This is a genomic window from Sphingobium baderi (assembly GCF_001456115.1).
In the GTDB taxonomy this organism is placed as follows: domain Bacteria; phylum Pseudomonadota; class Alphaproteobacteria; order Sphingomonadales; family Sphingomonadaceae; genus Sphingobium; species Sphingobium baderi_A.
Genome location: NZ_CP013264.1, coordinates 2859829 through 2879125, shown reverse-complemented (window position 1 = coordinate 2879125; position 19297 = coordinate 2859829). Strand labels below are relative to the sequence as shown.

Here is a 19297-nt window from a genome sequence, read left to right as displayed (position 1 = left end):
CTTCCTTAGACGCGCAGGGGAACGCCCGGCCGATTCTTGGCGGTCCGAATGGTGAGCGAGGTTTTCACGCTCACCACATTCGGCGCAGGAGTCAGCTTTGATGTAAGGAACTGCTGAAAACTCTGAAGATCCTTCGCCACGACCTTCAAAATAAAGTCTATTTCACCATTCAGCATATGACATTCACGCACTTCGGGCAGGGTCGCGATATGGTCCTCAAAAGCTTTCAGATCGGCCTCTGCCTGGCTGCGAAGGCTCACCATGGCGAATACCGTAATCATATAGCCCAGCATCGCCGGGTCGACCACAGCATGATAAGATGTAATGGCCCCGGCTTCCTCCAGCGCGCGAACACGACGCAGGCACGGGGGCGCCGTTAATCCCACTTTCCGGGCGAGTTCCACATTGGTCATCCTGCCATCATTCTGCAACTCCCCCAGAATTTGCAGATCGATGTCGTCGATATTCGGGCTCGCCATTATCCTGATTATTTCCTTACATGGTTGTTGCGTGTTATCATAATAATGTTTCAGGACAATGCAATTGTCCCACAATGCTACGATGATGCGATAAGGCCCTGAGCCCCCTTTCGTTTGGCGCTGCGAGAGCCTATCCATAAGCGAAATATTGGGCCGCGCATTTCGGCGGCGGTCGCACAACAAAGGGTTCGGGGTGCGTTTCAACGATCTCATGCAAACGGTGCTGTCCGCTGAAAGCAGAACCGGCCCGGGGGCGGTAACCCTCTGGCGCCAGTGCGTGGACCTGCTCGCTCAGCATGATAGAAGCGAACGCCCCATGCCTGCGGATGACCGGGAAGCCCTGCTGGGGCGCTTGACGAATCTGCGCTTCCAATTGACCGAGGCCCAAAGGATTGCGACGGTCGTGGAATTGGGATCCCGGCTGTCCTCTCCGACATTGGTGGAGTTTTTCTCCAATGACCGGCCTTCTATTGCCGCCGCAGCCATGGCTCGCGCCCGGCTGGCCGATGATGGCTGGGCTTCCTTGCTGCCTCGCCTGACTCCTACGGCGCGCGGTGTTCTTCGTGGACGGCGTGACATTGGCCCCGAAACCCGACGCGCGCTGGAATCCTTTGGCGCGGCCGATCTGGTGCTGACGACTGAGCGTGATGATGCCTTTCCGGCTCAGGCCATGTTGCTGACACCGGAAATGGCGATCCGCGCAGCCGAGGTGGACGCGCCCGACACGGACGTAATTCGCCCCGACGGGAAAAGTCAGATTCGCAATCTGGTGGATCGAATCCAGCGTTTCACGAGGACGAAACGGCAATCCGTCCCTTCGGAGACTTCGGATCCCGAAACAGCGACACGGTCGTTCGCCTTTGAAACCGATGCCAACGGTACGATCATCTGGGTCGATCAAAGGCCGCGTACTGCGCTTATCGGCCTTGCCCTGAATGAGGCAGCGTTGGACGGCGGGAGTGGCCCCGATGGGCATGTAGCGGGCGCTTTTGCGCGGCGTAGCGGTTTTCGTCATGGCCGATACCAGATTGTCGGAGGAACTCTGGCCGGGGAATGGCGACTGTCGGCAACGCCCTTCTTCGATCCCAGATCGGGCCGATTCCAAGGATATCGGGGTCAGGCACGCCGTCCCTATATTCATGAGGTCGCGATCCCATCTGACACGGCATTGGCTTCGGTCGCCGGATTTCCGGCAGATTCCCTGCGTCAACTGGTTCATGAGTTGAGGACGCCGCTCAACGCGATCCTGGGATTTGCAGAAATCATCGAACAAGAACTTTTCGGCGCCGCAGGACCGAATTATCGCGATATGGCTGGCAAGATTGCCGTCGACGCGCGGCATTTGCTCACTGCATTCGATGAATTGGATCTGGCTGCAAGGACGCACCGAAATGACGGGGTGAACACGCCGCATGTCATTGATCCCGCGCTTTTAATCTCGCAGGTGGTGGGGCGCTTTTGCGATCAATCCCATGGGACGGATTCTCGCGTCGACATTCAACTGTCCCCTGATCTTCCCTCGGTACGGATTGATCCGGCTCAGGGGGAAAGGATGGTGCAGCATCTGCTGCGGACGTTGATTTCCGTCACCCCACCCGGAGAGAATGTGACAGGCGCCTGTTGGTTTAAGCCGGACGGCGCGGCGGGGCAGGTGATGCTCGCCTTTGATCGACCATCCTCGCTTAAAGGGATGGAAGAGAAGGAGTTGCTGGACCCCGGCTATACGGCGGAGGGGGATTGGGCGGATGGTCCGTTGCTTGGCCTTGGCTTTTCGCTCCGGTTGATTCGCAGCCTTGCGACAGGTTGTGGCGCCACGCTGGAAATCGAAGAGGAGCGGCTGCTCCTGTCCGTGCCCGCGCTGGCCCGGCCGGAAGATCAACTGGGGCAGGCCTAGGTTCAGGAAACTCTATCGCAACCATTATACGATAGATAAGCTGGCATGACCATGGCTTCCAATGACGGCAATCTGCTGCTTCCGCCCCGGCCGGAAGATTTGATTTCGCTCGATCCGGATTTCGGCACACGCTTCATGCTGTTCGTCGATACAGAAGAGGAATTCGACTGGACGGCGCCCTTCACTCGAACCGGCCACAGTGTTTCGGCATTGAGCGGCATGGCACGCGGACAGGCCTATTTCGCGGCAGCCGGCATCAGACCGATCTATGTTACGGATTATCCAGTGATCGACAGTGATCACGCGGCCGCGATGATGGGCCAATGGGTGAGCGACCGAATGGCGGATATTGGCGCTCATCTGCACCCCTGGGTTAATCCGCCGCATGTGGAAGAAGTGTCGGCGGCGAACAGCTATGCCGGGTACTTGCCAAAGGCAGTGGAGCAGGCGAAGCTGGAAGCCTTATGCCAAAGGATTGCGGAGCGCTTCGGGCAAAGGCCAGTCGCTTATCGGGCAGGGCGTTACGGCGTGGGGCCCAACAGCGCTCGACTGCTGGAAGATGCAGGGTTTATCGTCGACAGTTCCGTGCGGAGCCGCTTCGATTATAGCGCTCAATATGGTCCTGATTTTCGTGGCTTCCCGCTGCAACCCTATTGGGCTGGGCCTGACCGGACATTGATCGAGCTGCCGCTGTCGACAGCTTTTGTTGGATTGCTGAAACGGGGAGGGGAGGGCCTCTATAGAGCATCGCAGACCGTCGGCCTGTTTGCCGGAGCATTGGCGCGCGGAGGATTGTTGAGCCGGGTTCCGTTGACACCGGAAGGCGTACCTGTCGCTGCAGCGATTATGGCGATCGACGCCTTGATCGACGAAGCTGTGCCGGTTTTGAATTTCAGCTTTCACTCGCCGACACTGGAGCCAGGTCACACGCCTTATGTCCGGAATGCGGAGGATATGAACGGCTTCTACAGATGGTGGGACATTATCCTCAATCATCTGGCGCGACGTGGCGTTAACCCGGCAAATCTGGACGAGTTCGTGCAGAGCATTTTGCCAAATGGACGGGCTTGCAAAGCGGCCTGATGCCCCTTATCGCCCGCATCAGGTGGGGCCTGTAGCTCAATGGTTAGAGCTGGCCGCTCATAACGGCTAGGTTGCGGGTTCGAGTCCTGCCGGGCCCACCAGCCTCCTTTTATCGCACAGTGGAAGCTTCAAACGTCGACGGGAAGGAAGATCCATCTTCGCTCCACGCATCGTGGTCGCCGTTTGATGTTCGGGCCCTTAACTTCTTTTTCTGGAAATGGTCGGGGAGACAGGATTCGAACCTGCGACCCTCTGCTCCCAAAGCAGATGCGCTACCAGACTGCGCTACTCCCCGATGTGGAGCGCCTTAGCTTCCAAGTCCATATCCCGTCAATCGCACTTTATCGCTGAGATGTGACAGCATTGGGGCCGTGAAGCTCGTTGGCTAGAGAATAAAAAAGGGCGGACCGCATTCGCGGGCCGCCCTTCCTGTTTTCGCCAAAGCGAAAATTACATCGCGTTCGCAGCGTTGTTTGCGGCGTTCGCAGCGTTGTCGGCAGCATTCGCAGCGTTGTCGGCAGCGTTCACCGCGTTCTCAACAACGTTTTCGACAACGGCGTTCGAAGCGTTCGCGGTCTCGTTGGCCGGCTTTTCACCGCAAGCGGCGAGGGCCATCAGGCCGGCCGAAGCGAAAACAACAGCGATCTTCTTCATTGTGTACGGCTCCCATAGCAATATGCCGCGTCAGGCACGTTACAGAGTGGCCCTACGCGAGCGACCCGCATTAACGTGTGCGCTGCACAAATCAATGCTTTTCTGCGTCGGTGAAGCGGCTGAATCACGCGACGGAGCGTTGTCTACTATAAAAGTTCACATAATTCTCATCTTTTATAAGTTTTGCGAAAAGGGAATTGCCTATGCCGAACACTCGGAAATTCAGAGAGCCCAAAGGCTGTGCGCTTGGGTGGATCGAACCGGCAACCCGCACTTTCTTCATGCTGCAAGAGGAGCGCATTTGCCAATAGCCGCCGTGTTCGCTAACCGCGTGCAGAAATATCCCAGCGTAGCACATTGAAAGAGATTGACCTGATGGCCGTCCAGTACAGCTTCGTCATGAAGGGCCTTACCAAAACCTTCCCCGGCGCGAACAAGCCGGTGTTCAATAACATCCACCTGCAGTTTCTCCCCGGCACGAAGATCGCGATTATCGGTGTGAACGGCGCGGGCAAATCCACCTTGATGAAGGTGATGGCCGGTATGGATACTGATTTTCAGGGGGAGGCCTGGGCCGCTGAAGGCATCAATGTGGGTTATCTGGCTCAGGAACCCCAGCTCGACAACAGCAAGAACGTCATTGAAAACGTCAAGGACGGCGTCCGCGGCGTGGCCGACATGATCGATCGCTTCAATGAAATCAGCATGATTATGGGCGATCCTCCGGAGGATGCCGATTTCGACGCTCTTATGACCGAGATGGGTGAGCTTCAGGAAAAGATCGACGCGGTCGATGGCTGGACGCTGGATAATCAGCTTGAAATCGCCATGGAGGCACTTCGTTGCCCGCCCGGCGACTGGGCGGTCGAAAATCTCTCCGGCGGTGAGAAGCGGCGCATTGCGCTTTGTCGCCTGCTGCTGGAAAAGCCAGACATTCTGCTGCTCGACGAACCCACCAACCATCTCGATGCCGAAAGCGTGCAATGGCTGGAGCAGCACCTCATAAACTATACCGGCAACGTTATCCTGGTTACCCACGACCGTTATTTTCTCGATAATGTGGTCGGTTGGGTGCTGGAACTGGACCGTGGTCGTGGAATTCCTTTCGAAGGCAATTATTCCAACTGGCTGGAAGCCAAGGCCAAACGGATGGAGCAGGAAGACCGCGAGGAAGCCGGCCGGCAAAAGGCCATCAAGGAAGAACTGGAATGGATTCGACAATCGCCCAAGGCGCGACAGACCAAATCAAAGGCCCGTATCCGCGCTTTCGACGAACTGGTGGAAAAACAGAATGAGCGGGCCCCCGGCAAGGCTCAGATCGTCATTCAGACGCCCGAACGCCTAGGCGGCAAGGTGATCGAGGCCAAAGGGCTGACCAAATCCTATGGCGATAAATTGTTGTTTGAAAATTTGGACTTCATTCTGCCGCCGGGCGGCATCGTTGGCGTCATCGGACCGAACGGCGCGGGCAAGTCCACGCTGTTTCGCCTAATCACAGGGCAGGAACAGCCCGATTCTGGTTCCCTCGACGTTGGGCCAACCGTGAAGCTCGGCTATGTCGACCAGAGTCGCGATGCTTTGAATCCGAATCATAATGTCTGGGAAGAAATATCCGGCGGTCATGACCTGATGACCATCGGCAAACATGAAATCCAGACGCGGGCCTATGTCGGGGCGTTCAACTTCAAAGGATCGGACCAGCAGAAGAAGGTCGGGCAGCTCTCCGGCGGTGAGCGAAATCGTGTCCACATGGCCAAGATGTTGAAGGAGGGGGGCAACGTCCTGCTGCTTGACGAACCGACCAATGACCTTGACGTCGAAACCCTGCGTGCACTGGAAGATGCTCTGGAGAATTTCGCGGGATGCGCCGTGGTCATCAGTCACGATCGCTTTTTCCTTGATCGTCTCGCGACGCATATCCTGGCCTTTGAAGGCGACAGCCATGTCGAATGGTTCGAAGGCAATTTCGAGATGTATGAGGAAGATAAGCGCCGTCGCCTTGGCGATGCGGCTGACCGTCCGACGCGTCTGGCCTACAAGAAGCTGACGCGTTGAGGGAAGGCGGCGCCCGAATTGCTTAGGCTGCAAGCGCCATCACCCCACGAAAGAAAATGCTTCAGGGGTTCCTTTCTGGCGTAAATTTTGGGGGCCAGCTTGATCGGGGCTGGCCCTTTGCGGTTGGGAGGTTCGTAAAACCGTCTCGAAAGACGGTTAATAATAGTGGTCCGACAGGTGCCTGTGCCGGACGACATTGAAGCTGCTCGGTCATCGCCTGCTCCCCGACCGACACAGGACAAAGCCGCCAACACCCCTTTTCTATCGGGCGTTTATGGCAGTTGCTATGTCGTGGGCCGCTTCTGAAAATTGGAAAGGCCCTCTTCTCTGACGTCCTGCACCACGATGCGATCGACTTTTGCCGCAGCAGGGCCCTGATGCGCTAGTTGGAGCATTTGCTCCACTGCCTCGGGCGAGCCTTCCACAAAGGCTTCAACTGTGCCATTCATCCGATTGCGGACCCAACCGGCAATCCCAAGGTCGTGGGCTGCGGCTACCATCCAATTGCGATAAAATACGCCCTGCACCCGACCATGAATGATGAGATGGCGAGCGACAACCGTCATCGGACCCGCTTGATCCATGTCTGGCCGTCGCGCGTTTCAACCCTGAAATTGCTCACGGACTTCACCAGATCCGTCAGGCGCTTGAAGCCATAGTTGCGAACATCGAAGCTGGACCGGTTTCCAGCGAGCTGCCCCACTTCGCTCAATCGGGCGAATCCCTGCTCATCCCGTTTGACCGCGCCATAGGCGTCGATAAGCAATTTCAACACATCTTCGGAAACCGCAGAATGCTCCTCCAGCTCTTTGTCAGCAATGGGGGTATCTTCTTCCGAGAACGGAACCGAAGACATGGCGACATCGCGGCTGCTGCCCAGAGCCTCGACATCTATGAAGCGTGTGCAGGCACTTCGAAACGCTTGCGTCGTCTTTTCTGAGCCAAAGCCGTAGACGGGGATGCCCTCCTGCCGGATACGCGTGACGAGCGGTGTGAAATCGCTATCGCTGGACATCAGGCCGAAACCAGTGACCCGACCGCTTGCCATCAGGTCCATGGCATCGATCGTCATCTTCATGTCGGTCGCATTCTTGCCCTTGGTCAGATCGAATTGCTGCTGTGTTTCGATTGCCTGGGCTACAGCCTGGGATGCCCACCCTTTCAACGCTGGCTTGCTCCAATTACCATAGGCTCGGCGGATATTGACCGTCCCAAGCTCAGCCAGGACAGTCAGCACCGGGTCGAAATAAGCGGCGGAAACATTGTCAGCGTCGATCAACAACGCCACATTGCCAGCGCGCACTTCCGATGACATCAGCCCATGTCCAGCGGGGCGGGGCGGAATTCGCCCGTGCTTTCGTCAAGAAGGTGCAATTGTCCATCGGCAATCGCGAAAAACGATCCGATCAACTTCAGTTCGCCAGACCGCTCCTTGGCGCGAACACACGGAAACGTGCGAAGATTCGCAAGGCTGACCTTCACGCCTTCCTGCTCCATTGCGCGGTGGGCATCACGACCGCGATCCTCGCCGAAACGCGCGACGACATTGTCTCGCGCTTCGTCCAGCATGTCGATCCAGTTGGCGATGAAGCCGCCTTCACCGGGCGGCGCATCCTTCAGTTCCTGGCTGAGCGCAGCCTTGCAGCCTCCGCATTTGCCATGGCCCATCACGACGATTTCACCGACTTTCAACACCTGCACCGCAAATTCCAACGCGGCGGAAACGCCGTGATGACCAGGGCTCGTCTCAAAAGGGGGGACAAGAGCGGCCACGTTACGGACCACGAAGATCTGGCCTGGGCTAGTATCGAAAATCTGGGCGGGATCGACTCGGCTGTCTGAGCAGGCGATGACCATCACCCCGGGGCTTTGCCCCTCGGCCAGTTCGTCCCATCGTTCCCGCTGCTGTGTCCAACCGGTGTTGCGAAAGCGGCGATAGCCATCGAGCATGTCGGCAAAGTCAGTCATGATCTGGTCTGTGCCGAACAAGTTGAGGGCTGGCAAGTCCGCGCGTGCATCGCTATCTGATGCGGATGAACGACATGGCTCCTAATCCCTCGTCTGCTCTTTCCGGGCGGGTCCGCAAGCCTGACTGGATTCGTGTGAAGGCGCCGACCAGTCCCGGTTATCACGAAACCCGCAAGCTGATGCGCGACAAAGGGCTGGCGACGGTTTGCGAGGAGGCGGCGTGTCCCAACATTGGGGAATGCTGGACCAAGAAGCACGCGACTGTCATGATCCTGGGCGACGTATGCACGCGAGCCTGCGCTTTCTGCAACGTGAAGACCGGGATGCCCCGTAAGGTCGATCCCCATGAGCCGCAAAATCTGGCTGACGCCTGCGCGGAAATGGGATTGGAGCATATCGTCATCACATCGGTCGATCGCGATGACCTGCCCGATGGCGGAGCCTCCCAATTCGTGAAGGTGATAGAGGCGCTGCGCCGCACGACTCCAGATACGACGATCGAGATCTTGACGCCCGATTTCCGCAACAAGCATGAGCGAGCGGTCGAGGTGATCGTTACGGCGCGGCCCGATGTCTATAATCACAATTTGGAAACCGTGCCCCGGCTCTATCCGACCATCCGGCCCGGCGCGCGCTATTATGCTTCGCTGCGGTTGCTGGAATCGGTAAAGAAGCTCGATCCGTCCATCTTCACCAAATCCGGGATCATGTTGGGCCTTGGTGAGGAGCGGCTGGAGGTCCATCAGGTGATGGACGACATGCGTTCGGCCGACATCGATTTCCTGACGATGGGGCAATATCTTCAGCCTACGCCCAAACATGCAAAGGTCATGGAATTCGTGACGCCGGCGGCCTTCAACGCCTATGCAGCAATCGCGAGAGCGAAAGGCTTCCTTCAGGTTGCGTCCAGCCCGCTCACCCGTTCAAGCTACCATGCTGGCAAGGATTTTGCGGAAATGAAAGCCACGCGGGAGGCGCAACTGGCAAAGGCGAGCAAGTAAGCGATGCCGAAACATAATGAAACGCGGTCGCTTCCCTATACGCGCGAGCAGATGTTCGATCTGGTGGTGAACGTGGCGGTTTACCCCGAATTCCTTCCCTGGGTGAGCGCCATACGCGTCCGGTCCGACAGTGATACGGAAATGGTCGCGGACATGATTGTCGGGTTCAAGGGGATCAAGGAAAGCTTCACGTCCCGCGTGGAGAAGCACCGGCCTGACGCCGTGCGAGTCGACTATCTTGATGGCCCGCTCAAGCATCTCCACAACCAGTGGAATTTCCGCGACGACGGGAAGGGCGGGGTGCTGGTGGATTTCGAAGTCGAATTTGAGTTCAAGAACAGGCTGTTCGAAATGCTTGCCGGGCAGATGTTCGACAAGGCACTACGCAAAATGATCGGCGCTTTCGAAGCGCGAGCGGCTACGCTTTATGGATCGGACGAGTCGGGGAGCAGAAGCTCAAGCGCACAGAGCGCCGCCTGAAGGCGAACGCCGCCGCGGCCATTATCCTCGAAATGGTGCATATCGGCCACGACCTTGTCCGGACTGCCGCTCCGTTCGGCTCGGGCGAAAACCACCGTGCCCACAGGCTTTTGTTCCGACCCGCCGCCAGGCCCGGCCACGCCTGTAATGGCGACCGCGACATGGGCATGGCTTTTGTTCAGCGCGCCCTGCGCCATTGCCCATGCCGTCGCGATGGAAACCGCCCCAAAGGTGTCGAGCACATCATGCGATACCTTGAGAAGTTCGGCCTTCATTTCATTGGAATAGGTGATAAATCCTGCTTCAAAGACGTCCGATGAACCCGCAATTTCAGTCAATGCCGCCGATACTAATCCTCCCGTGCAGCTTTCCGCCACAGCGACGGTTCGACCCGCGCGCCGGTTCGCCAATATGACTCTCTCGGCCAATTCGACCAAGGGGGCGGGGAGGATATGATCAGGCATGGCGTTCAGAATAGCGCGGGAAGGGAAAGCGTTGCAACAGCCTGCGCGGCAATACCCTCGCCGCGTCCGGTAGGCCCCAGTCTTTCGGTGGTGGTGGCCTTTACGCTAATGCGTTCAAAAGCGACGCTGGCAATTTCTGCGATCCGTCGACGCATGGCGTCTCTGTGAGGGCCGATTTTCGGCGCCTCGCAAATGATCGTAAGGTCGATATGTTCGATCATGCCGCCGCGTGCAGCAACACGGTCGCGCGCATAGGCAAGAAATCGGTCGGAAGAAGCGTCTTTCCATTGAGAATCGGATGGCGGGAAATGGCTGCCTATATCGCCTTCCGCCAGCGCCCCGAGGATCGCATCCACGATAGCATGCAGCGCGACGTCAGCGTCGCTATGTCCGGCCAGCCCGGATTCATGGGGGATATTCACGCCGCCGAGCCACAACTCTTCGCCCCTTGAGAGACGATGCACGTCATAGCCCATGCCGACGCATGTTCTCCGCTCGCTTGCGAGCAATGCATCGGCTTTCTGGAAATCTTCCGGATAGGTCAATTTGAATAGCCTTTCATCGCCCTGGACCAGCATGACGTCATGACCGCAAGCCCTGAGCATCTGTGCATCGTCGGTTGGCTCCAGCATGTTGTCCCATACCCGATGGGCCGATAATATGGCGTTGAAATGAAAAGCCTGGGGCGTCTGCACATGGCGAAGGGAGGACCGGTCAACGCTTTGCCCGGCAACGCCTGCATCATCTATTACAAGTGTATCAGTAACGGGCAGCACGGGTATGGCGCCCGCCGCCATTTTCAACGCTTTGATCAATCGTCCAGCGACGATGGAAGGGAGGAAAGGCCGCGCGGCGTCGTGGATCAATATCTCCTTTGCGCCGCCAATGGCCGCGATATGCTCCAGTCCCGCATGGACGGACCCTCTGCGGCTGCTGGCTCCATGTATGAATGCGGCAACCGCACGCGCGTTCAGGAGGTCGCGCGCTCCCTGTTCTTGGTCCGGGCCGACAACAACGAATATCGCATTGATTCCCTCGCACATCGCCAAGGCATCGAACGCATGCTGCAGAACGGCTTTGCCTCTTATGGCGCGCAATTGCTTGGGGACGCCTCCGCCTGCACGACTGCCTTGCCCTGCAGCGACGAGCAGCGCCACCCTATTTAGCATGTCCCTTGTCATTGATGCGCGCATAGTCGAGCAGGGGAAGGACGCCTAGCCCCATTGCTTGCCGCGGATGGCATTTTGGGGTAGGGGCTTTGCCTGTTTTTTAGGCAATATCATCATGTGCAGACTTTCTCCTATCGTGATCGGTCCGGTAACGATCGATATGCCTGTCGTTCTCGCCCCAATGACGGGCGTGACTGACATGCCGTTCCGCACGCTTGTCCGTCGCTATGGATCAGGGCTGAATGTGACGGAAATGATCGCATCGGCGGCGATGATTCGCGAAACGCGCCAATCCTTGCAAAAGGCGGCATGGCACCCGGTGGAAGAGCCGGTATCCATGCAGCTTGCGGGATGCTCGCCGGTCGAAATGGCGGAGGCAGCCAAGCTGAATGAAGATCGCGGCGCGGCCATCATCGATATCAACATGGGATGTCCGGTGAAGAAAGTCGTGAATGGCGATGCAGGGAGCGCGCTTATGCGGGATCTGCCACTGGCGGCGGCGCTGATCGAAGCCACGGTGAAGGCAGTCGACGTACCCGTGACCGTCAAGATGCGGATGGGATGGGATCATGCCAGCCTCAATGCCCCGGAGCTGGCCCGCATCGCGGAGGATCTGGGCGCGCGCATGATCACCGTCCATGGACGCACTCGATGCCAAATGTATAAGGGCTCGGCGGATTGGGCCTTTGTACGCAAGGTGAAGGAAGCCGTTTCCCTGCCTGTCATAGTGAATGGCGACATCTGTTCGATAGAGGATGCGGAAACGGCCCTTGAACAAAGTGGCGCTGACGGAGTCATGATCGGCCGCGGGGCTTATGGTCGTCCTTGGCTGATCGGGCAGGTGATGCACTTCTTTGCTACCGGACAGCGGCGGCCCGATCCATCCATCTGCGAACAATATCAAATTATTACAGAGCATTATGTTGCAATGCTCAAGCATTACGACAGGATGACGGGGGTCAATATGGCCCGCAAGCATATCGGGTGGTATACCAAGGGCCTTCCTGGTTCGGCAGAGTTCCGCAACGCGGTGAACCAGGAACCGGACGGTGATAAGGTGCTAGATATGCTCGCTCGCTTTTATGAGCCACTGATGGCTGCCGAACAAGCTGGCGAGGCGCGCAAGGCTGCATGACCATGGCCGCTGCGTCTATCCCGCCGCAATGGACGCAGCAGGACGGTCCGGCCCTTTCCGAACTGATGACAGCGCTTCCTGTCGCTACCTTGGTGGTGCGTCCGGATAACAGTATCGCCGACGCCAATGTGCGCGCCGAAACCTTGTTCAACATGGCGCGGGCGGCGATTGTGGGCAGCGATATTGCAAGGACGGTCCGTATGGCGGGAACGGGCGCGCCTTTTGATATATGGCATAGCAACAAGCCCATCGCGGCCTATGATGTGAAGGTCCATGCCGGGCGAACCGCCGAAATGGAGGTCGACCTGATGATCGCTCCCATTGTCGATCACGAAGGTTGGCGGATCGTCTCTCTTCACAGCCAGAGCCAGGCCCGAAAAATCGGTCGTCATGCAACGTCCGGCGGAGCGCGTTCCGCCATGGGCGCAGCCGCCATCCTTGCACATGAGATCAAGAACCCCCTTTCGGGCATCAGGGGGGCAGCGCAATTGATAGAGTCCGGCAATGATGGCCGGGATTCTGCGCTGACTCAATTGATCTGCAATGAGGTCGATCGCATCGCGGCACTGATTGACCGGATGCAGGATTTTACGTCAGATCGCCTCTTGGAATGTCGGCCAGGGAACATCTACCCACTCATTGACCGCGCGACGCAGATATCCCGTGCGGGATTTGCAAGAAACATAGATATTATAAAGCGTTACGACCCGTCATTGCCTTTTGCCAATATGAACGACGACGCTCTGGTTCAGGTTATGCTTAATCTTCTGAAGAACGCCGCGGAAGCGCTGGAGCAGGTAGATCAGCCCTGGATCAGGGTGGAAACGGCGTTCCGGCATGGAGTTTCGGTCGTCGTAGAGGGGGGGAAGGGGAGCGCGGCGCTTCCCATCGAAATTCTGGTGGTGGATAATGGTCCTGGCGTCCCCGATCATATTCTGGATCATCTTTTCAATCCTTTCGTCACGGGAAAGCGAGACGGGCAGGGGCTTGGCCTTGCTCTGGTCGACAAGTTGGTGCGCGACATGAACGGCATCGTCCAATATGCGCGAAATCGGGAGGCTGGCGAATCCACCTTCCGTATCCTGCTGCCCATGGGAGTGGCATGATGCGGAAAACGGGATCGGTATTGGTGGTCGATGACGATCCGGCAATCTGTGTCGTGGTCGGGGAGGCCCTCCGCAGGCAGGGGCACAAGGTGAAGACCGTCTCGTCCATTCGCCAGCGGACAGAATTGCTGGAAAGCTTTGCCCCCGATGTGCTGATAACGGACGTCATGTTACCGGACGGTGATGGGCTGGAGGATGTCGCCGGCATCCTTGGCCGTTGGCCCGAACTGCATGTCATCATCCTGTCTGCACAAAATACGTTGAACACGGCAATCCGGGCGACCGAAAAAGGCGCGTTCGAATATTTGCCCAAGCCTTTCGATCTAAACGAATTGACTCGCGCGGTTTCCGATGCACTGCGGATGAAGGAGGATGGAAGCGCGGACGCTGGAGAATCCCATCTTCCGCATGACGGATTGCCGCTTGTGGGTCGGTCGCCGGCCATGCAGGAGGTTTACCGCACCATAGCGCGCGTGCTTTCCAATGATCTCACTATTCTTGTCCTGGGCGAATCTGGAACGGGCAAGGAATTGGTTGCCGAAGCCATACATAGCCTGGGTCAGCGGCGGACAAAGCCGTTTGTGGCCATCAACATGGCCGCCATTCCGCGCGAACTGATAGAAGCGGAACTGTTTGGTTATGAAAAAGGGGCCTTTACAGGAGCCCATAGCCGGACAGCTGGCAAATTCGAGCAGGCACAGGGCGGCACATTGTTTCTCGACGAAATCGGCGACATGCCGATGGAAGCGCAGACGCGATTGCTGCGAGTGTTGCAGTCGGGCGAGGTCACGACGGTTGGCGGGTCGAAGCCTGTGCGTGTCGATGTCCGGATCATCGCCGCGACCAATAAGGATTTGCCGGAATTGATTGAGGAGAACCGTTTTCGACAGGATCTCTATTACAGGCTGAATGTCGTGCCCATCTCGTTGCCGCCTTTGCGCGAACGCAGAGAGGATGTGATGCTATTGGCCCGGCATTTTCTGGACCAGGCCGCGCTGGAGGGGCTTCCCCGCAAATCGCTGTCCGATGAAGCTGCACAGTTGCTGATGCTCTATCATTGGCCCGGCAATGTCCGTGAATTGCAGAATCTCATGCAACGGCTGGCGGTACTGAGCCGGGAAAATGTGATCGCCGCGGATATATTGAGGAATGCACTGCCGCTGGATGCTGTGCCCATCGATTTTACAGCGCCGACCGAGCAACTCGCGCAGTCGGTAAGGGAATGGGCAAAGCGCCAGCTCAGCATCGGGCTGTCCGAACCCAACCGCAATCTTCACGATGATCTGCTGTCAGTGGTGGAACCCATTCTTTTTCAGGAAACGCTGGCGCGGGTGGATGGAAATCAACTCCGTGCAGCGGGTCTTCTGGGTATAAATCGCAACACATTGCGCAAGAAGCTAACGGATTATGGTCTGGACCCGTTGCAACTACGCTTGAACGACTGATCGCATAGGATGAACTGAGGATAGCGTTCGACAAGCGGCGGCTCGGCAGTCGAATCCTGTGTTTGATCGGGCACATTATTGTTGTAACAAAGCCACTATGGACAGCGCGAGAAATATGCCCGCCGGGGCTTCGACGGTGAAGAAATATCTTCGCCGGTTTGCGCGTAATGGTCGCCTTATTTCCCTTGTGGAAATTACTACGCTTTTGCTTTTCCTTGCCGTGGCGGGGCTGACATATCATCTTCTTTCCGGGCAGGGGCAATCCTATACGCTGCTCACACCACCCATCGTTGCGCTCCTGCTGGTCGCCAATCTGGTGCCTGCGATCGCACTGTTGGTGCTGTTGGGGCGAAGGGTTGCAAAGCGGCGCGCGGCACAATCGGCCATAGGCAGCGACGGACAACTGCATGTCCGATTGGTTGCCATGTTCTCCATCGTTGCCAGCGTCCCCATGCTGCTGGTCGTGATCTTCGCTTCGCTTCTGTTCCAATATGGCGTGCAATTCTGGTTTTCGGACAGTGCCCGCGGCATGCTTCAGAACGCCACGGATCTGGCGCGCGGATATTATGAACAGAACCTGCGTGAAGTCGGCGATGAAACGGTCACCATGGCTGGAGACTTGCGCGATTACCTCAACCAGTCCGAAGTTTCGAGCCCGCGCTTTGCCGAAGGATATATCTACCAGGTTGTTACGCGGAAGCTGAACCGCTCCGCCATCATTGAGGTAGGCAAAGACGGCGTCGCCCGCACCGCCGCCACGGTCGATCCCGATAGCCGTCCCGCAGCCGAGATGTTGTCCTCTACAGTCGTGAAAAAGCTCGCGGCGGGCGAGAATGTCGTTGTGGAGGCCAAGCCCAATCAGATCGAAGCCGTAACGCTACTTTATCCGGGACGACGTATTTATCTCTATGCCACGCGGGATTCCGGTTCATCCGCCTTCAGCAACGTTGAGCGGGCGCAAAAGGTTCTGGCGGATTATGACCTTTTTGCCGCGCAATCGCGGGCGCTCCAGCTTCGTTTCAATATGGCGTTATTTGTTGGGTCGCTGCTTCTGGTAGGTATCGCGGTATATATTGCACTGGCCGTTGCCGACTGGATGGTTCGGCCAGTCAATGAGCTTGTCCATGCGGCGCGGCGCATCACGGCGGGCGACCTTTCCGCCCGGGTTACAAGTCCGTCCAGCCGGGATGAAATCGGCACGCTCGCATCAGCCTTCAATCGAATGACGCAGAGGCTGGAGGCGCAGACGGGAGCACTGGTGGCGGCGAACAGCCAGCTTGACGAACGCCGCGCCTTTATCGAAGCCATTCTTTCCGGTGTGAGCGCTGGCGTTCTTTCGGTGGACCGACAGGGCATAATTCAACTGCTCAACAGTTCCGCGGCCGCGATCCTGGCGCAGGATGGCGACGACCCGGTTGGGCGTCCCCTGGCCGAACTGGCACCGGAACTGGCGGAGATGATTGCGTCCAATGATGATGCCGGGATCGTGCAGGTGCGCGCCAATACGGACATCCGCACATTGGCGGTGAAAGTTTCCGCCGATGCTTCCAGCCACATTCTCACATTTGACGACATCACGCAGCAGCTTTCTGATCAGCGGCGAGCAGCATGGTCGGACGTCGCGCGTCGTATCGCGCATGAAATCAAGAATCCTCTGACGCCGATCCAGCTTGCGGCCGAGCGTTTGCAGCGTCGCTATGCGGAGGAGATCAGCAGCGATAAGGCAACATTTTCCCGTCTCACCGGAACGATTGTCAGGCAGGTTGGAGATCTTCGCCGTATCGTTGATGAGTTTTCCTCCTTCGCGCGCATGCCCAAACCGGTTTTTCGTCGGGAGGCTGTAGGTGATATAGCCCGCCACGCCCTCTTCCTACATGAGGTGGCGCATCCCGATATCCGGTTCCAGTTCATGTCGGATGTCGAAGATGCAGAACTCGTATGCGACCGTCGCCAGCTAGGGCAAGCTTTGACGAACATTGTGAAAAATGCTGTTGAAGCAATTGAACCAAAAGCCGCATCCGATGAAGGAAAAGTGCGCGGACATGTGTGCATGTCATTGACGCGGGAGAGCGAGAATCTTGTCGTGGAAGTCCGTGACGATGGTATCGGCCTCCCGCCGGAGCGTGACCGGATATTGGAACCCTATATGACCACTCGTTCGAAAGGGACGGGTTTGGGCCTCGCCATCGTCAAGAAGATTGTCGAGGAGCATATGGGCGAAATCCGCTTCGACGACGCCGAAGGCGGGGGCGCGCGGGTTACCCTGCACTTCCCGATCGCGGCGCTGGAAAAACTGGAAGAAGAGCAGGTGATAACCCTGCCTAAAGGAAAAGTGACGGCCAATGGCGCTTGATATTCTGATAGTGGACGATGAAGAGGATATTCGCGATCTGGTCGCGGGCGTCCTGGAAGATGAAGGGTTTACGACCCGGACGGCCGCGCATAGCGATGCCGCCATCGAGGCGCTGGATTCCCGGCGTCCCTCGCTCGTCCTGCTTGATGTCTGGCTTCAGGGGTCGCGTATGGATGGCCTTGATCTTCTGGACGAAATCAAGCGGCGCGATGCCACTATTCCGGTTCTCATGATTTCCGGCCATGGCAATATCGACACGGCCGTTGCCGCGATCCGCAAGGGTGCAACGGATTTCATCGAAAAACCGTTCGAGGCTGACCGGCTTTTGCATCTGGTCTCTCGTGCGACGGAGACGGAACGGCTGCGACGGGAAAATCAGGTCTTGCGCGCCCGTTTCGGTCAGGACGACGAGCTGACCGGAACCTCGGCAGCTATCAATGCCGTCCGCGCCACGATCAAGAAAGTCGCGGGTACGGGCAGCCGGGTTCTTATTTCCGGTCCCGCAGGCGTGGGCAAGGAAGTCGCTGCCCGTATGTTGCATAGCTGGAGCGGGCGTGCCGATGCGCCGTTCATCATTGTGGCTGCGGCCCGTATGGACCCCGACAGAGTCGAGGAAGAATTGTTCGGCGTGGAAGATGCCAGCGGCCTGGTCCGGCCTGGTTATCTTGAGCAGGCACATGGCGGTACCCTGTATCTCGACGAAATTGCCGACATGCCGCTCACGACGCAGGGCAAGATCCTGCGCGTCCTGACAGACCAGAGCTTTACCCGCGTCAGTGGACAAAGGCAGGTCAAGGTGGATGTCCGGGTCATATCCTCCACGGCGCGCGACCTCGCGATTGAAATCGAAGAGCGGCGTTTTCGCGAGGATCTGTTCTATCGCCTGAATGTCGTGCCGCTGACGATTCCGCCCTTGGCCGAGCGGCGCGACGACATTCCGCCCCTGGTCGAACATTATTTGGCCCGGTTCGCGGCTGATCGCCGTGTGCCTTCTCCCGAGATCGCCAGTGACGCCATGGCAGCCCTGCAGGCGAACGAATGGCCGGGGAATGTCCGTCAGTTGCGTAATGTGATTGAACGCACGATGATTCTGGCGCCGGGTGACCGGATTGGCCGCATCGAATTGGATATGCTGCCCGCAGAGTTGACCAGCAATGCCGGGGATGAAGGAATCGGTCAGTCCGCCATCATGGGCGCTCCGCTGCGGGAAGCGCGTGAGAGCTTTGAACGCGAGTATCTGCGTATCCAGATCAGGCGCTTTTCTGGAAACATCTCCCGCACCGCCACATTCATTGGAATGGAACGGTCAGCCCTCCATCGCAAGCTCAAGCTGTTGGGTATCACCGAAGGCAAGGATAGCTGATGGGATGCTGGGTGGACGACCCTTCGCAATTGCAGTAACGTCTCTTTGCTTCCGATTGGCGGAGGCAGGCAAGACATCCTGCCCAGGGATGCGCGTGCGGGCAACGTCCCGCCAATAAAGGACCGGTGAAGACCATGGCCGATAAAGTGAACAATCTGCAGGATATTTTCCTGAACAACCTGCGTAAGAGCAAGACTCCGGTGACCATGTTCCTGGTCAAGGGCGTCAAGCTGCAGGGCATCATCACTTGGTTCGATAATTTCTCCGTGCTGTTGCGCCGCGACGGCCAATCGCAGCTTGTCTACAAGCATGCGATCTCGACCATCATGCCCGCGCAGCCCATGGATCTGGCGGATATCCGCAAGGCTGGTGATGGAAACGGCAAACAGCGCTTGTTGCAGGAGATATTCCTCAACGCGGTTCGGACATCCGGCAGTCCGGTTACGATGTTTCTCGTGAATGGCGTCATGTTACAAGGTGAGATCGCGGCGTTCGATCTGTTTTGCATGTTGCTGGAACGCGACGGCATGGTCCAGCTTGTCTACAAGCATGCCATCTCCACGGTGCAGCCGCTCCATGCGATAGATTTGTCCGGTGAAGGTGAAGATTGATCCTTTGGTCATTACTGTCCGTCTGACTCAGTTGCGC

At 57.7% G+C, this 19297-nt stretch carries 17 protein-coding genes, 2 tRNA genes and 1 pseudogene; 12 read left to right on the top strand and 8 right to left on the bottom strand.

The features are described from left to right. Positions 1-5: 5 nt before the first annotated feature. A complete protein-coding gene (locus tag ATN00_RS14075) occupies positions 6-479 on the bottom strand; it encodes an Lrp/AsnC family transcriptional regulator (protein ID WP_062065773.1) in 474 nt (157 codons plus the stop codon). Positions 480-690: 211 nt separating this feature from the next. On the opposite strand from ATN00_RS14075, the gene ATN00_RS14070 reads away from it, so the two are divergent. The 3 genes from ATN00_RS14070 (at position 691) to ATN00_RS14060 (ending at position 3557) form a co-directional block, all read left to right on the top strand. Beyond that, complete coding sequence (locus tag ATN00_RS14070) at positions 691-2373, top strand: sensor histidine kinase (RefSeq protein WP_156415360.1); 1683 nt, start codon at positions 691-693, stop codon at positions 2371-2373. Between the two features lie 45 nt (positions 2374-2418). Then, positions 2419-3456 carry a polysaccharide deacetylase family protein gene (locus ATN00_RS14065; protein ID WP_062065767.1) on the top strand — a complete coding sequence of 346 codons (1038 nt, stop codon included), beginning with the start codon at positions 2419-2421 and terminating at the stop codon, positions 3454-3456. Positions 3457-3481: 25 nt separating this feature from the next. Next, positions 3482-3557: transfer RNA gene (locus tag ATN00_RS14060), tRNA-Ile, on the top strand. Positions 3558-3674: 117 nt separating this feature from the next. On the opposite strand, the gene ATN00_RS14055 is transcribed toward ATN00_RS14060, so the two are convergent. Then, positions 3675-3751, bottom strand: a tRNA-Pro gene (locus tag ATN00_RS14055). 155 nt (positions 3752-3906) lie between these two features. Next, positions 3907-4110, bottom strand: coding sequence for a hypothetical protein (locus ATN00_RS14050; RefSeq protein ID WP_062065766.1), 204 nt, complete (start codon positions 4108-4110; stop codon positions 3907-3909). 375 nt (positions 4111-4485) lie between these two features. Between ATN00_RS14050 and ettA the strand changes: the two genes are divergently transcribed. Next, entirely contained in the window at positions 4486-6165 is a 1680-nt protein-coding gene (ettA, locus tag ATN00_RS14045) for an energy-dependent translational throttle protein EttA (protein WP_062065764.1), read from the top strand. Between the two features lie 284 nt (positions 6166-6449). Here the strand turns inward: ettA and ATN00_RS14040 are convergent, their stop codons facing one another. Genes ATN00_RS14040 through ATN00_RS14030 form a run of 3 tightly spaced genes read right to left on the bottom strand, consistent with a single transcriptional unit; the run spans position 6450 to position 8133 of the window. Then, the gene (locus tag ATN00_RS14040; protein ID WP_062065763.1) at positions 6450-6731 is read right to left on the bottom strand and encodes an acylphosphatase; all 282 of its coding nucleotides are present in this window, start codon (positions 6729-6731) and stop codon (positions 6450-6452) included. Continuing rightward, entirely contained in the window at positions 6728-7480 is a 753-nt protein-coding gene (locus ATN00_RS14035) for an NYN domain-containing protein (RefSeq protein WP_062065762.1), read from the bottom strand. Before ATN00_RS14035 ends, ATN00_RS14040 begins: the two co-directional genes overlap by 4 nt. Beyond that, on the bottom strand, positions 7480-8133 hold the full coding sequence (locus tag ATN00_RS14030; protein ID WP_062068823.1) for a carbonic anhydrase: 654 nt from the start codon (positions 8131-8133) through the stop codon (positions 7480-7482). Before ATN00_RS14030 ends, ATN00_RS14035 begins: the two co-directional genes overlap by 1 nt. A gap of 74 nt (positions 8134-8207) precedes the next feature. Between ATN00_RS14030 and lipA the strand changes: the two genes are divergently transcribed. Together lipA and ATN00_RS14020 are read left to right on the top strand one after the other, a co-directional pair. After that, positions 8208-9134, top strand: coding sequence for a lipoyl synthase (gene lipA, locus ATN00_RS14025; protein WP_231746286.1), 927 nt, complete (start codon positions 8208-8210; stop codon positions 9132-9134). 3 nt (positions 9135-9137) lie between these two features. Beyond that, positions 9138-9614 (top strand): type II toxin-antitoxin system RatA family toxin, encoded by a 477-nt coding sequence (locus ATN00_RS14020; RefSeq protein WP_062065761.1) that lies wholly within the window; start codon positions 9138-9140, stop codon positions 9612-9614. Here the strand turns inward: ATN00_RS14020 and ATN00_RS14015 are convergent. Together ATN00_RS14015 and ATN00_RS14010 are read right to left on the bottom strand one after the other, a co-directional pair. Next, positions 9560-10078, bottom strand: coding sequence for a CinA family protein (locus tag ATN00_RS14015; protein ID WP_062065760.1), 519 nt, complete (start codon positions 10076-10078; stop codon positions 9560-9562). The genes ATN00_RS14020 and ATN00_RS14015 overlap by 55 nt on opposite strands. A gap of 5 nt (positions 10079-10083) precedes the next feature. Continuing rightward, entirely contained in the window at positions 10084-11271 is a 1188-nt protein-coding gene (locus ATN00_RS14010) for a bifunctional 2-C-methyl-D-erythritol 4-phosphate cytidylyltransferase/2-C-methyl-D-erythritol 2,4-cyclodiphosphate synthase (protein WP_062065759.1), read from the bottom strand. A gap of 91 nt (positions 11272-11362) precedes the next feature. Here ATN00_RS14010 and dusB point away from each other — a divergent pair, with 91 nt between their 5' ends. From dusB to hfq, 6 genes and pseudogenes are all read left to right on the top strand, one after another. Continuing rightward, entirely contained in the window at positions 11363-12382 is a 1020-nt protein-coding gene (gene dusB, locus ATN00_RS14005) for a tRNA dihydrouridine synthase DusB (protein WP_062065755.1), read from the top strand. Beyond that, positions 12379-13488, top strand: coding sequence for a two-component system sensor histidine kinase NtrB (locus ATN00_RS14000; protein ID WP_062065751.1), 1110 nt, complete (start codon positions 12379-12381; stop codon positions 13486-13488). Before dusB ends, ATN00_RS14000 begins: the two co-directional genes overlap by 4 nt. After that, a complete protein-coding gene (gene ntrC, locus ATN00_RS13995) occupies positions 13488-14933 on the top strand; it encodes a nitrogen regulation protein NR(I) (RefSeq protein WP_062068821.1) in 1446 nt (481 codons plus the stop codon). Before ATN00_RS14000 ends, ntrC begins: the two co-directional genes overlap by 1 nt. Positions 14934-15030: 97 nt before the next feature. Next, positions 15031-17286, top strand: coding sequence for a sensor histidine kinase (locus ATN00_RS13990; protein WP_062065748.1), 2256 nt, complete (start codon positions 15031-15033; stop codon positions 17284-17286). Next, complete coding sequence (ntrX, locus tag ATN00_RS13985) at positions 17276-18649, top strand: nitrogen assimilation response regulator NtrX (RefSeq protein WP_062065746.1); 1374 nt, start codon at positions 17276-17278, stop codon at positions 18647-18649. Before ATN00_RS13990 ends, ntrX begins: the two co-directional genes overlap by 11 nt. 59 nt (positions 18650-18708) lie before the next feature. After that, positions 18709-19260, top strand: a pseudogene (gene hfq / locus ATN00_RS13980) (RNA chaperone Hfq); the annotation flags it as partial. Positions 19261-19297 lie beyond the last annotated feature (37 nt).